Source organism: Microcystis sp. LEGE 08355, assembly GCF_015207185.1.
Classification (GTDB): Bacteria; Cyanobacteriota; Cyanobacteriia; order Cyanobacteriales; family Microcystaceae; genus Microcystis; species Microcystis panniformis.
Map to the genome: position 1 here is coordinate 1 of NZ_JADEXI010000050.1, position 14,827 is coordinate 14,827.

General features: G+C 43.9%; 11 protein-coding genes. 2 read left to right on the plus strand and 9 right to left on the minus strand.

The annotated features are described in order from the left end of the window. The 8 genes from IQ242_RS04380 to IQ242_RS04415 all read right to left on the minus strand — a co-directional run. Positions 1-530: glycosyltransferase (locus IQ242_RS04380; RefSeq protein ID WP_193959155.1), on the minus strand; the 530-nt coding region annotated here is incomplete at its 3' end. Then, positions 530-2,272, minus strand: coding sequence for an ABC transporter substrate-binding protein (locus IQ242_RS04385; RefSeq protein WP_193959156.1), 1,743 nt, complete (start codon positions 2,270-2,272; stop codon positions 530-532). The genes IQ242_RS04380 and IQ242_RS04385, both read right to left, overlap by 1 nt. Positions 2,273-2,471: 199 nt before the next feature. After that, positions 2,472-3,611 (minus strand): citrate synthase, encoded by a 1,140-nt coding sequence (locus tag IQ242_RS04390; protein ID WP_193959157.1) that lies wholly within the window; start codon positions 3,609-3,611, stop codon positions 2,472-2,474. A 289-nt stretch (positions 3,612-3,900) separates the two neighbouring features. Further along, positions 3,901-4,575 (minus strand): Uma2 family endonuclease, encoded by a 675-nt coding sequence (locus IQ242_RS04395; protein ID WP_193959158.1) that lies wholly within the window; start codon positions 4,573-4,575, stop codon positions 3,901-3,903. A gap of 287 nt (positions 4,576-4,862) precedes the next feature. Then, positions 4,863-8,081, minus strand: coding sequence for a type I restriction endonuclease subunit R (locus tag IQ242_RS04400; RefSeq protein WP_193959159.1), 3,219 nt, complete (start codon positions 8,079-8,081; stop codon positions 4,863-4,865). 85 nt (positions 8,082-8,166) lie between these two features. Then, positions 8,167-9,285 (minus strand): restriction endonuclease subunit S, encoded by a 1,119-nt coding sequence (locus IQ242_RS04405; RefSeq protein WP_193959160.1) that lies wholly within the window; start codon positions 9,283-9,285, stop codon positions 8,167-8,169. 250 nt (positions 9,286-9,535) lie between these two features. Then, complete coding sequence (locus IQ242_RS04410) at positions 9,536-9,955, minus strand: endonuclease domain-containing protein (RefSeq protein ID WP_002761599.1); 420 nt, start codon at positions 9,953-9,955, stop codon at positions 9,536-9,538. A gap of 35 nt (positions 9,956-9,990) precedes the next feature. Next, entirely contained in the window at positions 9,991-12,048 is a 2,058-nt protein-coding gene (locus IQ242_RS04415) for an N-6 DNA methylase (RefSeq protein ID WP_193959161.1), read from the minus strand. 291 nt (positions 12,049-12,339) lie between these two features. Between IQ242_RS04415 and IQ242_RS04420 the strand changes: the two genes are divergently transcribed. Both IQ242_RS04420 and sixA read left to right on the plus strand, forming a co-directional pair. Further along, positions 12,340-13,563, plus strand: a complete 1,224-nt coding sequence (locus IQ242_RS04420) for a bifunctional oligoribonuclease/PAP phosphatase NrnA (RefSeq protein WP_193959162.1) — start codon at positions 12,340-12,342, stop codon at positions 13,561-13,563. Between the two features lie 52 nt (positions 13,564-13,615). Further along, positions 13,616-14,110, plus strand: coding sequence for a phosphohistidine phosphatase SixA (gene sixA, locus IQ242_RS04425; protein ID WP_193959163.1), 495 nt, complete (start codon positions 13,616-13,618; stop codon positions 14,108-14,110). Between the two features lie 364 nt (positions 14,111-14,474). Here the strand turns inward: sixA and IQ242_RS04430 are convergent. Continuing rightward, positions 14,475-14,827, minus strand: a 353-nt coding sequence (locus IQ242_RS04430) for an IS1634 family transposase (protein WP_193959164.1), incomplete at its 5' end; no start/stop codon positions are given.

Here is a 14,827-nt window from a genome sequence, read left to right on the forward strand (position 1 = left end):
GGACGAGTCAGAGAGTCAAGGAGTTTATAGCCAATTTTATTGCGAATAACCCCGATAAATGAGGGATTATAGTCCCAAGTGGTCATAAAGGGCGGAATAAGCGGATCACGACTCAAAACCAATGCCCCAGCAAAACTGACAAAGGGAATAGCTAATTTTTCTGCGATTGTACCTCCTGAGGGGGAGACTTGATCGACAATTAGGGCATCAATTCCCAAGCGACGCATCTCTTGGGGGATAGTTTGAAAGAGGGTCGCGGTAGAATTAGTTACTAATTCTACTGTGCGTCGGACGGCGGCTGTTCCCTGTAATTGACCAATTTCGGCTAAATTTTTGGCTGATGTGCCTTTTGGATATTTGTCGGGTGCAATTGCCTGAAAATCTAACCCGGCTGCTTGCACCATTTCTTCACCATCAAGAGTTAAAAAACAGGTAACTTTATGACCGCGTTTTTGTAACTCTTTTCCTAAAGGTAGGAGAGGATTAATATGTCCAGAAGCGGTGGGACAAAGAATGCCAAAATGAGTCATTAAACACCTCCACAGGTTTTCTTTAATTCTTCTAGATTCCAGAATGCACCACCCAAGGCGGAGAATTGTATTCCTTCAAAGCAGTTACGCACGGCCCCCAAAGCGAGGGGATTGACAAGATAAATAAAGGGGACGTATTCCTGTTGAAGTTGTTGAATTTCATTATAGATAACTTTGCGCTTCTCAAAGTCTAATTCTTGGGAACCTTTGACGTATAAATCGGCGATTTTTTTCTCCCAATCCGCCGCTTGCCAGCCTTGAATCGGAGGGCTGCCGGGTTGAGGTTGTTGGTTAAAAGCGTGGAGATTTCCATCTACATACCAAATATTAGGCGCGTGGGGTTCATTATCGCCGGTAAAACCTAAAATATGTGCTTCCCAATCTAGACTATTACTCAGTTTATCAACTAAATTACTAAAAGCGATCGCTTGAAAATCCACTTGAATTCCTATTACGGCTAAATCATTTTTAATTTGCGCCCCAATTGCTTCCCGGATTTTATTACCCGCGTTAGTAATCAGGTTAAATCTAACGGGATTATTATCGGCATCGACTAGCAGATTATCACTATTATAGTTAAATCCCGCCTCTAATAATAATTCTTTGGCTTTTTCGGGATTGTAATCGTAACCTTTCAGGGTTTGATCGTAAAAAGGCGATTGAATAGAAAGAAAAGAGTTTTGTTCTTGTCCTAACCCTCGATAGATATCATCAATCATTCTTTGACGATTAATGCCGTAGGCAATAGCTTGACGGAAATTTAAGTTATTAAACCACTGGGATTTAATCGGACTTACTAGGGGTTTTCCGTCGCGTTTGCCTTGGTTGAGATTAAAACTGATAAATTGGGTTCCGTAGGCAGGTCCCCCGTTAAAAATCGTGAAATTTCCTCTTTCTTCTTCGGTTTTTAATAGGGAGAAAAATTCGGGAGTTACCCCAATAGAATCTAAACTTCCCGAACGAAATTGCAGTAAAGTTGTATCCTGAGATTCAACAATTGCCCAAATTACTGAAGTTATATGTGGTAATTGTTGTCCCTGGGCATCTTTTTTCCAATAGTAAGGGTTATTCTCAAAAATAATCCTTTGTCCCGTGATATATTCTTTGAGTTTATAAGCACCATTAAAAACAATTTTATCGGGAGGAGTATCTAACCCCCAAGTGGAGAGAAATTCCAACCTACCATCGGGGCTTTTTTTTTGAATAGTTTTCTCTAAAGCGTGTTTAGGTAAAATCGGTGAACTGACAGCATCTAAAAAAGGAGCAAAAGGTTCGGGTAGTTTAAATTCGATTCGGCGATTATCTAGTTTAGTGATAACGGGGAATTCTTTTTTTAATCCTATTCTTAAACTATCGCGGTAGTTGTTGGGAATATCAGGATTTAGATATAAGTCTTTATAGGTAAAAACCACGTCATCAACCGTTAAGGGTTGACCATCCGACCATTTTAAACCCTCTCTCATAGTAAAAATAATGCTCAAATTATCATCGGAAATCGTCCAAGATTCTGCTAAGACTGGTTCTTTTTTGCCAGTGATGGGATTTTCTGTTAATAGTCCTTCGTAGGTTAAACCAAAAATATTCGGGGATTCGGCCGATAAAACAGCATTAAAGGTTTTTGGGTCACTTAATACCGATATGACCACTTGATTGCGTCTAACTTGATTACCACAAGCAGTTAGGGAAATCAGCAATAAACAAGAAATTAAAAATACCGTTAATCTTCGCCAAAATTTCACCATAATCTTTAATATTTTTCTGTCTGACTAACTTAGAAGTAAAGACCTTGTCTTATTATATACACCGAAACTGACCAAGGTGAAAGCCGCTGGACTGTTTCCTTGCTCCATAAATATAACAGGAAATGAGACAAAAAATCTCGCCTAGGTGAGGTTGACAAAGGCGAGAAACCGTGTTTCCATTAAGAGTGTGAGATAAAATCTAAGAACGTTGTTCGATCGGTGTATAGGGGACTTCGTGTTGTCCGGTGTAGATTTGGGTAGGACGGAAAATGCGGTTAGCATTTAATTGTTCTTTCCAGTGGGCCAACCAACCGGCCACCCGGGAGATGGCAAAAATCGGGGTAAATAAATCATTGGGGATGCCTAATTTCCGATAGACCAATCCCGAATAGAAATCCACATTAGGATAGATACCTTTTTCGCCGTAGATATCCACCATTGCCTGTTCTAATTCTAGGGCGATATCGTAGTATTCATCGGAACCTAATTCCGCGAATAATTGTTCGGCAAGATTTTGTAAAATCGTCGCCCGGGGATCCTTAACTTTATATACCCGGTGTCCAAAACCCATAACTTTTTGTTTATTGGCGATACATTTTTCCACATAGGGACGAACATTAGCCACCGAACCGATTTCCTCTAACATTAACAATACTTCCTCGTTTGCCCCACCGTGGAGGGGACCGGCGAGAGTTCCCACTGCTGAAGCGATGACACCGTAGGGGTCGGTTAAAGTGGAAGCCGTCACCATGGCCGAAAAAGTCGAGGCATTCATGGTATGTTCAGCGTGGAGAGTCAAACAGACATCGAAAACCTTCGCCGCTAAATCCGTCGGTCGTTTTTCCGTCAACATATAGAGGAAATTGGCCGCATAATCAAGACTATCATTGGGCTGAATGGGATGATTACCTTTGCGAATCAATTGAAACGCCGCCACCATAGTGGGGATTTTCGCTAATAGCCGCACTACTGCCTGACGGATATATTCGGGATTATCCAGGGCCCGCCGGGCATAGTATAAACCTAAAGCCGCCGCCGAAGTTTGTAGCGCATCCATGGGATGGCCTTTTTCGGGGAAGCATTTCATCATGTCTTCGATACGGTACTTGATGCGTCGATGATAACGGATTTCCTCGGCAAATTCTTCCAGTTCCGCCTCCGTGGGCAGAACACCCCAGATAAGGAGATAGGCGGTTTCGAGGAAGGTACTTTTTTCGGCGAGTTCCTCAATCCGAATGCCCCGATACTCTAAGATTCCCTTTTGCCCATCCACAAAGCTGATACTCGATTGGGCGGCGGGAATTCCTTCTAAACCTGGCCGATATTCACAAACTGTCATAGTTCTACTTTCCGTGGCGAAGATTAAGCCCTAACGCTAACTTACTTGATCTTTCCACCCTTACCGAAATTTTATAGAAATTCTTCGGTTCTGCCTCTCCCGTTCAGGATTGGGGAGAAGTGGACGGAAATTACCCCTATTTAGCGATTGCTTCGTCGATTTAGTCAACCCTGCCCTAGCGCATTTTTTCTGGGCTTACTGTTGCGACTCTAGCTAGAGGACTTGATATTTATCTACTTTCATTGTAGCGAGACTATCTCGATCGATTGAGTCGATCGAGCATTTTTTTTTAAATTTCTTCGGGACTAATATTTAATTCCCGCAGTTTTGCCGCCAATCGTTCGGCCCGTTGTCGTTCCGTTTCGGCCCGTTGTCGTTCCGTTTCGGCCCGTTGTCGTTCTTGGTTGTAACTGGTGAAAGGTTGACCATCGGGATAATACAAGAGTAACTCTGGTTGGGCTAACTGAAAACGGATGCCCAAGCGAGGACTGACCCAATTATCGAGATTTTCCAGACTTTCGAGCCGATTTTCCCGACGAATACAGCCACCCAAATCATTTTTATCGGGATTATAAATGTAGTATTCTTCCACACCATAACGGTCATAAAACAGTAGTTTTCTGGTCATTTCCGTTTGGGTATTACCCGGAGAGAGAATTTCAAAAACCACTTGCGGGGGGATATTTTCTTCTTTCCACTGTTGATAGGAACCTCTTTCGCCTTTTGGTCTGCCAAAAGCTACCATGACATCGGGTGCTTGCCGAGTCTTATTATCTCCCTCCACGGGATACCAGAGTAAATCGCCAGCGACAAAAACATCGGCATCATTGGCAAATAACCAGTCTAAATTCGCTTTAATCGTCGTAATCCAGCGAAATTGTCTTGTATTGTCGGCCATCGGTTTACCATCGCTATCGGGATAGACGATTGCGGTTTTCGGGCTGTCGTCCAGTTGTCTAACCATTGCTTAACCCTAGAATTTCGTCTTTGCTTCTTAATAGTATAACCTTACTACAAAAAATCGGATCAAATATTTAGGGTTTGCGGCAAAAAGTACGGGCGAAGCATTCGGGGAATAACCTATCGGTGAAACCGTAGATTTTCTATCCGAATGCTTCGCCCCTACAGGACGCGGGCCGATGAAGACGCAAACATTTCACATTTATTCAGCAAACCCTATTTAGGGACGGTGATGATTATCAGAGCTAAAATCAGCAACTTCGGAAAAGCGAAATATGGACAGTCCAGAATCTAGGCAGCCGCGCTGTAATAAGGCGAAGGCAGACTCGGATAAACTCGCAGGATGTGACGGAAGACTTCTTCCGTTTTTTCTTCCACTTCTTCGTCCGTGTAGAGATCGACGGGTAAACCAGTATTATCGCTGTATAAAAAGTTGTGAATAGTAGTTTTAACCTCCGCCCGACTGGATTCTTTATCTGGCCAACGATCGATCTTTAGTTTCTCTTGTTTTAGGGTTTCCAAAAGCCGCGTGGCGATCTGTTTAATTTTTTCAATTTCTTGCGGTGATAGATTCTCTTTGGTTAAAAGGTCGAACAGGGCCAGGGATTCCTCGTCTAATCCCTCGCTAACCGCCCGTTGGGACTCTCGATCGAGTTCCTGAATGAATTCTAATAAGGCCTCGAAGGTCTTTTCGATCGCCACCCGATCCTTCTCGAAATTATAATCAGCGATGATCTGCTCGTAATGTTCTTGAAAGTTCGTCCGTTGCAGATTCTGCTCGAGCATTGTTCGGAGACGGTTTTCGATGGCGTTTTTGAGAGTTTGGACGGTGGTATTCTTGCGATCGCTATTAGCGAATTCCTGTTTCAGACGCTCGCAGTTGATTTTACTGATGTTGTACAGTGGCGTATCATCGGCCCTCGCTTCGGTGGTTACATCGATCGCCCCGTCGATTACCGATCGCATTTCCAAGAGAATTTCCCCGATGTCTATTTTCTCCCGATCACCTTGAACGCATTTATAGATCAGTTTAATCGTGTCGTGAGCCGGACGGTAGTGATTAACCGATGGCTGATTAAGACAGGCCTTAAAAAGATGGAAGACCTCTTGGGAGAGGAGTTGAAAATTTTGTCGGGCCTGATCACTTCGATTGATCGCTTCCTTCGCGTCGTTAATGGCTTTATTGAAGGCGAAACTAGGTATTTTATATTCGAGGAGTGCGTCTAGGGATGCGTTACTTTCCCCCAAAAATTCTTTAACTGCCTCGATCGATCGGGCCAATTCATCCAGTAAATTTTCTTGCGGTTTCGTGGGGTCGAGACTAAGATGGTCTTCCCTGCGTCCCTGATCGGAAATTTGGGCGAGATCGGCGAGAGCTTGGCGGAGATTTTTGAGGATTCCGCAGTAATCCACGATTAAACCGTTAGTTTTGCCCTCGTTAACCCGGTTAGCACGAGCGATCGCTTGCATGAGCGTATGAGCTTTTAGGGGTTTATCGAGGTAGAGGGTGGAGAGGGAGGGAACATCGAAACCGGTCAACCACATAGCGCAGACGATGGCGATCCGAAAGGGGTGATCGGCTTGTTTAAAGGCATTTTCCGGGCTGATTCTTTTACCGTCCGCCAGTTCAAAGCCATTTTTGATTACACTGCGATGGCTGGTAATATCTAACCCTTGTTTCTGGAATTTGTCGATCTCTCCCTGTTCCTCGCTGACGATCACGGCCGTTAGGGTTGCTTCCATCCATTGAATCTGACGCTGACGATAGTTTTCCTCTTGGTCATCGGTAATTTTTTTGAGGTCTTTTTTCAGTTGTTGGATTTTTTCGCTCCAGTAACGATCGATCAGGTTATGCAGCTTGACACAGGTGAGCTTGTCGATACAAATCACCATGGCTTTGCCTGTTTCCCAAGCGGTGCTGTAATGTTCAACGAAATCACGGGCCAGCGCCTCCAACCGTTGCGGGGCCGTCAGGATGTAGTAATCCCTTCTTAATTCCCTTTCTAAACGGTCTTCTATCTCGACATTTTCGATCTCTAACTCTTCGATTTTGGCGGCGATCTGTTCGTTGAGGTCGTTGACGGCGATCGAGAGTTTATCACCCCTTGCATCATAGTAGAGGGGAACGGTGGCTTTATCCTCGACTGCTCTCTGGAAGTCGTAGGTGGAGACATAATCCCCGAAATAGCGTTTAGTGATCTCGTCGTTGCTGACTAGAGGGGTGCCGGTAAAACCGATAAAACCAGCACCCGGAAGTGCAGCCCGGAGGTTGCTGGCCAGGGTTCCGTACTGGGTTCGGTGGGCTTCGTCGCTGATAATGATGATATCGTTTCGGGAGTTGTAGGGTTGGTCGGGATTGACGGTTTGGTTGAATTTCTGGATGAGGGTGAAAATATAGGCTTTATGCTCTCCCAGAAGACTCTGCAAGTGTTCGTTACTGGAAGCTCGGCAGGGTTCTTGCTCGTTATTGGTCAATCCGGAACCGGCAAAGGTATCGTAGATCTGTTCGTCTAGATCTTCGCGATCGGTACAGATAACGAAGGTATAGTTTGCGCCTAGTTTACGGCGAATTTTGCGGGTGAAAAAAACCATAGAGTAGCTCTTTCCAGAGCCTTGGGTATGCCAGAAAACCCCTAGTTTGTTATCTTTTATCCCACCCTCCCGCCATCTTTTCACAGAATCGATCGCTTGGTTAACCCCTAGAAACTGGTGATTTCGGGCGATAATCTTGCAGGTTTTGCCACTGGAGTTATCGAAAAGGATATAATTTTCTAACAGATCGATAAAGTTATTTTTATCGCAGACTCCTTTTAGCATGGTTTCCATATCGACAATGCCGGGGTCACTCTCGGCCAGGCGTTTCCATGAATGAAAGTGTTCGTATTTGCCGCAGAAACTACCTATTTTCGCATCTATGCCATTAACTAAAATCGCAAAGGCGTTATAGGCGAATAGATGGGGGATAGTACGGATATACTTTAATAAATTCTCGTCGTAGGCCGCTTTTAGGTCGCGGTTGAGGTTTTTCGCTTCTAGGAAGAGTAGGGGAATGCCGTTAACAAAACCTACCAAATCCGTGCGACAGAGGTAGATTTCCCCCTGTATCCACAGTTCTCGAACCGCTAGAAAATGGTTATTGCTGGGTTGGTCAAAATCCAGGATTTTTAGGGTTTGTCTAATTAGCTCTCCTTTGGCGTTGCGGTAGCTCACCTGTACTCCATCGAGAAGGAGTTGATGTTTCTCTTGATTGGTGGCCAGAAGGGTTTGACTAGAGTTGATTTCTTCGATTTGGAGAATGGCGGATTTATAGGCTTCTTCGGGAAGATTGGGGTTAAATTCTCGTAATTTCTGTTTTAGGTAGCGTTTGAGGATAACTTCTTTCTGATTTTGCCGTCCGAGCAGGCTGTTTTCACCGTAATCCTCTTGATTATAAGCATAGACACTCTGCCAACCAAGTTGATCTCGCAGACAGTTGGCGGTGAGTTGTTGTACTTTATCCTCGGTGGTCATAGGGTCGATCGTACAGGGGAGTGGTTTATTTTATTAATATTGCCAATTTTCAGGCATTTTTACAGGTGCGATCGATCTTTCGCCTCTACACCTCGATCTCTCCATTCATAAGTTTCGGAAGTAGTATGTCACGCGCTTGTTTTAGTTTTTGATTTTGCCTAAAAAGTATTTTAATTTGCTCATCAATAGAAATTGTTTTATCTAAAAAAATTGCGAGAATGGAATCTTTTGGCTTTATTAATTGAACGTTTTCTAAACCTGCTTTCGTCACCGAGGCGAATATAACACCACTACCTATCATATCTTCTTTAAAAAAGTAATTTTTAAGATGATAATATAAAAATCCCTGATAATTATGTTTTGCTCGAATCGCTGCTAGACCACGACCGATAATAATTTTTTCTAAGCTTATATTCATTCTGCCCACAGGAGCGCGAACACTGAATAATATATCTCCTTCATTGGCTATTCTTGTTATTTTTGCACAGTAAACTTTATTTTCTGGAAATCTTATCCCAAAATTGGTAACGCCTTGGTGAAAAGGCAAACCAGATCGATCTTCATTATAATATTCTGACTCAGGACTTTGACCCATTGTAAGATCGGCAATATCTTTTAAACGCACTTTCTCCCACCCTTCAGGAATACCATCGATAATCGGGGTGTGTTCGTGTCCGGGAAAGCGTAAACGGACAAACCATTCCTTGTAAAGTAAACGGGCTGAACGTTCTAATAACTCGATGCGGCGGCGATTATTTTCGATTAAATCATCATATTTGGAGAGGATATCGGCGATTTTTTGTTGAATGGGAAGAGGTGGAATTTTAATCGAAATTTTATGGATATGGTTTCGATTTAAAGTTGGATTAGAATTTCCAGTATCAAGTCTTTCAAGTTTTAATGTGTGTAAAAAATAATAAACAAATCTGGCATCATTACCCTTTAAATCTTTACTCCATAGAGTCGTACTATGAGGCCAGTAATCGACTCTCGAATAATAAATACTCCCGAGCGTTCCTTTTCTTCCAATAATCACTCCAGGACTTTTTACCTTCGCTTCCGAGTGATAACTTTTTGTTCCCGATGATGATATAACGGGTATTGCACCCGCTTCTTGCTCCACCTGGCTTATATCAAAACCTCTTTGAAAGTAAACTAGGTCTTGAAGGGTAGCATCTCTCCAGTCAGCTTGCTTTTTTTTCATCTTCCTATAATTGTCAAATTAAAATCGAGAAGCATCGGGAATCACTGGTGGGAAGCGGGACTTTTTATCCCCCTCCGGTTCCCCCCTTTTCAAGGGGGGCTAGGGGGGATTACCAACCTTTTCAAGGGGGACTTACGCAGCCGTAGCGCCCGTCTCACCACCAGCACCCCTACCGCGCTCCGGTTCCGGTTCCCCTTCCGGTTCCCCCCTTGAAAAGGGGGGCTAGGGGGGATAACCTTTTCAAGGAGGACTAAGGAGGATCATCAACCTCCGTACAGACAGGAAGCGAAGAAATAAACCCCGATATTTTCTCACAAACCGCCTCGAAATCGTATTTAACCTCATCATTGGTGAAACGGATCACCGTTAATCCGTATCCCTCTAAAACCTTCGTTCTTCTAGCATCATAAGCCATTGCCTCCGGAGTAAGATGAACCTCCCCATCCACCTCGATCACTAATTTCAACTTCGGACAATAGAAATCAACGATAAATTGATCGATCGGTCGCTGTCGCCACATTTTTAAAGGAAATTGTCGGAGAAAAGCCCATAACTTTTTTTCTGTCGGTGTGGGATTTTTTCGCATTTCCTTGGCTCTAGGGACTAAATCGGGATTGTAGGGTAGAAAATAAACACCGTATTTTAATTTAGACACGATCGCTATCTCCATCGGTCTCCTTTAAGGAAATATACCCAAGTTCTTTTTTAAATTCCTAACCCTTCAAAATTCTTCGCAATTTCATCAGCTAAACGAATCGCCTCGGAGTTGAGATCATTTAACTCCAGATGAATTTCGCGTAACGTTTCCTCGAAATCGAAACCCTCATCTTCCTCCTCTGGGGAAACGCCGACATAGCGTCCGGGGGTTAAACTCCAATCGTTCGCCTGTAACTCCTCGCGATCGACCACTTTAACCAACCCTTCCACATCCCGCAGCTTGGCATCGGGGAACCTTTCTAATAGCCAGTGAGCGTGACGGTAGAAACCACGAACCGATTTAAGCTGTTCGATCGCATTCTGACGGCTTGTATCGGCTTCTTTGCGTAAGGTGTTGAGTTCGCGGGAATTCCACCACAGTTTACTATCTCTTGCCCCCAGATCCTTCTCCGCACGCTCGATCGCTCGACCTAATAATTTATTCACCAGATCCGCCTGTTTGCCCAGATCCCGGCTAAATTCGCCGTATTCGTGATAACAGCGGACAGCCTCGTGTAAAGTCTCTAAATCATCAGCGTTATAGGAAATCGCAGGGAAACTGGCGTATTTATCCATGTCATCTTTGAAAAGCTCAGATGCTGTTCGGAGTTCTAACCATGTCCCGTCTTTTTCATCGATGAGATTATAAAATTTCTCTAGGGCCTCGGTTAACTTATCCAGATGCTCGCGATAGTTTTGTAAAAGAGCGATCGATCCCTGATACTCTCGATCGATACTCTGGCAATAACCGACAACCAAATCGATAAAACGCTTCGATTCGCTCCGATAGAGCCAGACGATCGAGAGAATATTCTGTAACTGCTCTGGGCTAAAATCGTTGATCGTCCGGTTTACTTTCCGGTAAATATTGCGGGCATCGATCATTAATATCTTATCTTGAAGCTCGGCGGGTTTTCCTCGATTGAGAAACCACAACTCGCAGGGTACGGAGCGGGTATAGAAAAAGTTAGAGCGGATGGCGATCATTATGTCCACCGTTCCTGTCTCGATTAACTTCTGTCTTACCTTGCCTTCGTCTCTCCCGGCGCTGGAAGCTTGGGAAGACATAACAAAACCGGCTTTTCCTCGATCATTGAGATAGCTGTAGAAGTAACTGATCCATAGATAGTTACCGTTGGAAACTTTGTTACTTTTATTGACTCCTGGCAATCCGAAGGGTAAGCGCTCATCACCATCTACCTTACTGTCCACCTCGTCCACGTTAAAGGGAGGATTGGCCATTACATAATCTACTTTCCCAGCTAATGCCAGCGGATCCTCGTAGTAGGTGATCGCTTTTTGGATATCCCCTTCTAAACCGTGAACTGCGAGATTCATCTTGGCTAAACGAATCGTGGTCGGATTCTTCTCTAACCCTTTAAAAGTTAACATCTGGGGATTGATGCGCTGTCTCTCAACGAAATGTGCGCTCTGGACAAACATTCCCCCCGAACCACAGGCAGGATCGAAAACCAATCCGTGATCGGGTTCTAAAACATTGGCGATCAAAGATACTAAAGAAACGGGAGTAAAAAACTCTCCGTTATCGTGAGCTTTGAGATTAGCGAATTGAGTTAGGAAATATTCGTAAATTCGCCCGAAAATATCCCCATCGGCTTTTTTTAACTCTTCCGGGTTTAAAATCCGTAGTAAATTTCCTAATACCACGTTATCTAGCTCTTGGTACTCTGTTTTCGGTAAAATACCCCCTAAAGGTGGATAATCCCCCTCGATCGATAGCATTGCTTCCATTAAGGAGGTCGAGCGATTGACGCTATCGGGGAGCGCCACCAGAAAATCGAACTGAGCTTTTTCTTGGAGATAGATCGCTCCTTTGCACAAGAAATCTTCTTTGGTTAAGGAGCGTGTTTTACCCTGTCGCTTCGGTAAATCCGCCTCTACCTCCCTCTTAACCTTGAGAAAACGACTATAGGCATGACGGAGGAAAATCAAGCCCATAACGGGCAGAAAATACTCGTTACTGGCATAGTTAGAATTAGCTCGCAGAGTATCGGCCGCTTTCCAGAGCTTTTTTTCGATCGCTTCGATGTTGTCCAGTTGGGCCATGAAATTTCACTCAAGAATTAGGTAGATGGTCGAGCGTGAGGGGAAAATTAAGGGATTCTGTATAGTATCTATCTTCTCAAGTAATGGCAGCGATGGTTAATTGCCTTCACCGCTCTCCCAGAACAAACGGGAAGGGTCTTTTGATAGACTAGAGTTATAGCCCGACAGTGGGGAGCTAGGGGCTAGAAAAGCTTAATATTTGAGATGAACCGATCGAGCGGTGATATCGTCTAGAATTGATTAGCTCAAAAAATCCTGACTGCATTTACCTTTAAGCGAACTTTTCTAAAAATGATGGCTGAATTACTGAGTCTAGTTCCTGCCAAATCCCTCGAAACCGATGTATTGGTAGGGGAAGCGTCGGCAGTATGTCCCCTTCCTCCAGTCACGGTTAGTAATGATACCCTACTTATTTCCCTGATCGATCGCCTGCGACGTACTTTGGAAAATCATCGCGGCGAAAATCAAATTGTGGTGATGCAGGATTTCCCAGATCCCGATGCTCTTTCTAGTGCCTGGGCCTATCAAATTATCGCCGAACAGTACGATATTCACTGCGATATAGTCTATGCGGGTACTCTCTCCCATCAGGAAAATGTCGCTTTGGTAAAACTAACGGGTTTACCGGCTAAACGTTGGGGAGTCCATACCCTCAAGGATAGAGATCTTTCGGTTTATCAGGGTTGTGTTTTTGTCGATGGTCAGGGAACCAATAGTCAGTTAACCACTCTGGTTAAACAGGCAAAAATTCCCATTATTGCCGTGATTGATCATCATACTCGCCAAGGGGAGCTAGAGGCGGAATTTGTCGATATTCGTCCCCAAATCCGGGCAACAGCGACGATATTAACCCAATATATCCAAAAAGGGTTAATAAGTTTTAATACTAGCGATACCGTCCATGTTAAGTGTGCCACAGCTTTGATGCACGGATTGCGATCGGATACGAATAATTTAATGCAAGCGCAAGAATGTGAATTTATCGCTGCTGGTTATCTCAGTCGTTTCTACGATGCCCAATTATTAAACGCTGTCCTGCAATCGGCCAGATCCCGACGGGTGATGGATGTGATTGAACGGGCCTTAAAAAACCGTATTATTAAAAATAATTATTCGATCGCCGGGGTCGGTTATTTGCGTTATGATGACCGGGATGCGATTCCCCAAGCTGCCGATTTTTTGGTGACAGAGGAAAATGTTCACACGGCTTTAGTTTATGGTATCGTTCACGATGAAGATGAGGATATCGAGTTAGTCATTGGTTCTATGCGTACCAGCAAAATTACCCTAGATCCCGATGAATTTCTCAAGGAAGCTTTCGGACAGGATAACCAAGGTCGCTTTTTTGGTGGTGGTCGTTATATGGCCGGAGGTTTTGAAATTCCTATCGGTTTCCTCGGTGGTTTTAATAATAATGCCGAATATGCAAAACTTAAGTGGGAACTCTATGACACCCAAATTAAACAGAAACTTTCCCATCTAGTTAACCCCGATGAAAAGGTAATTCGCACCTAGCTATTAGACCTCAGCTATCTATTATCATGGCAAAGACCGACCTAACACTTATATGAAACTTTATTTTGTGCGTCATGGATTAGCAGGACAATCGGGGGATTATCTCAACGATAGGGAACGTCCTTTAACCGAGGAAGGTAAGGCCAAAACTGCTAAAGTTGCCCAAAGATTAGGACAGTTGGGGGTGAAATTTGACCTAATTTTGACCTCTCCTTTGGTGCGTGCCGTGCAAACCGCCGAAATTTTGCAAAAAGCGGGTTTAAGCCGTAAAATTGAGCAATTTAACCCCCTATCGCCCAACGGCAATATTCAAGATTGGGTGCAGTGGTGGCAAAATTCGGACTATCAGCGAGAGGAAAACGCGATCGCACTGGTAGGCCACGAACCGGATTTAGGCTATTGGACGGAAATGCTAGTTTGGGGCAAGTTTCAAGGAAAATTATCGGTCAAAAAAGCGGGAATAATTGGTCTAGAGGTTCCCAATCAAGAAAATCCCCTAGGTAAGTGTCAGTTATTCTGGTTGACAGCACCGAAATTACTTCTCTAGGAATTAACCTAGGTGTATCTATCCTTTTTGGAGACTACAATCGATGTTTAGTTAGGGTATGCCGAATAAATCTAAAAACCTTGTTGGATAAGGTTTTTAGATTTTTTTTACCTCAAAACCCACATTCCGCACCCTAAGTGTCACAACGTCTCGAAAGAGGAAGATGCCTGAGTCAAAATACTTATCTAGAGGAGTGAGTTGGCGGCAAGCTGCCGGCAACTAAGCCGAAAATTCCAGGGTTCCCCCGGTCATTCGCAATAAACAGTGCTTGTTGAGAATGGCTGGGCAATCAGACTTAACATCTAGCGTCGAGATGTTCGAGTAGTGCTTAAGTTTTGTCACCCCTTGAAGTCAATCCATCTGGTCAAGATAAGAGATAATATTCCTGGCAAGGTTTGGGAAAAAATCTCAAAATGTTGCGCCTCTCATCCGTTAAGTTGCTAATCTTTTGATTGTCTTGAATACGTAGGAGATGAATCCCTTGAAAGTTCTGAAATATCCAGCGTAATGTTGGTCGGTCAGTTAACTTACCCAACTGATTTTTCAGTCCCGTCTCCTGCTGTTTTAAACTTAAACGAAGTTGTCTTTGACCAATAGTATAAACCAACAGGCACAAGCCCATGAGCAGGGCCATGACCTCGATTCTATGGGGAGATTTGAGAAAGACACTGTGGGCAAAAAAGCCGGGGTCTTTGAGAAAAGAAAATCCTCTTTCTG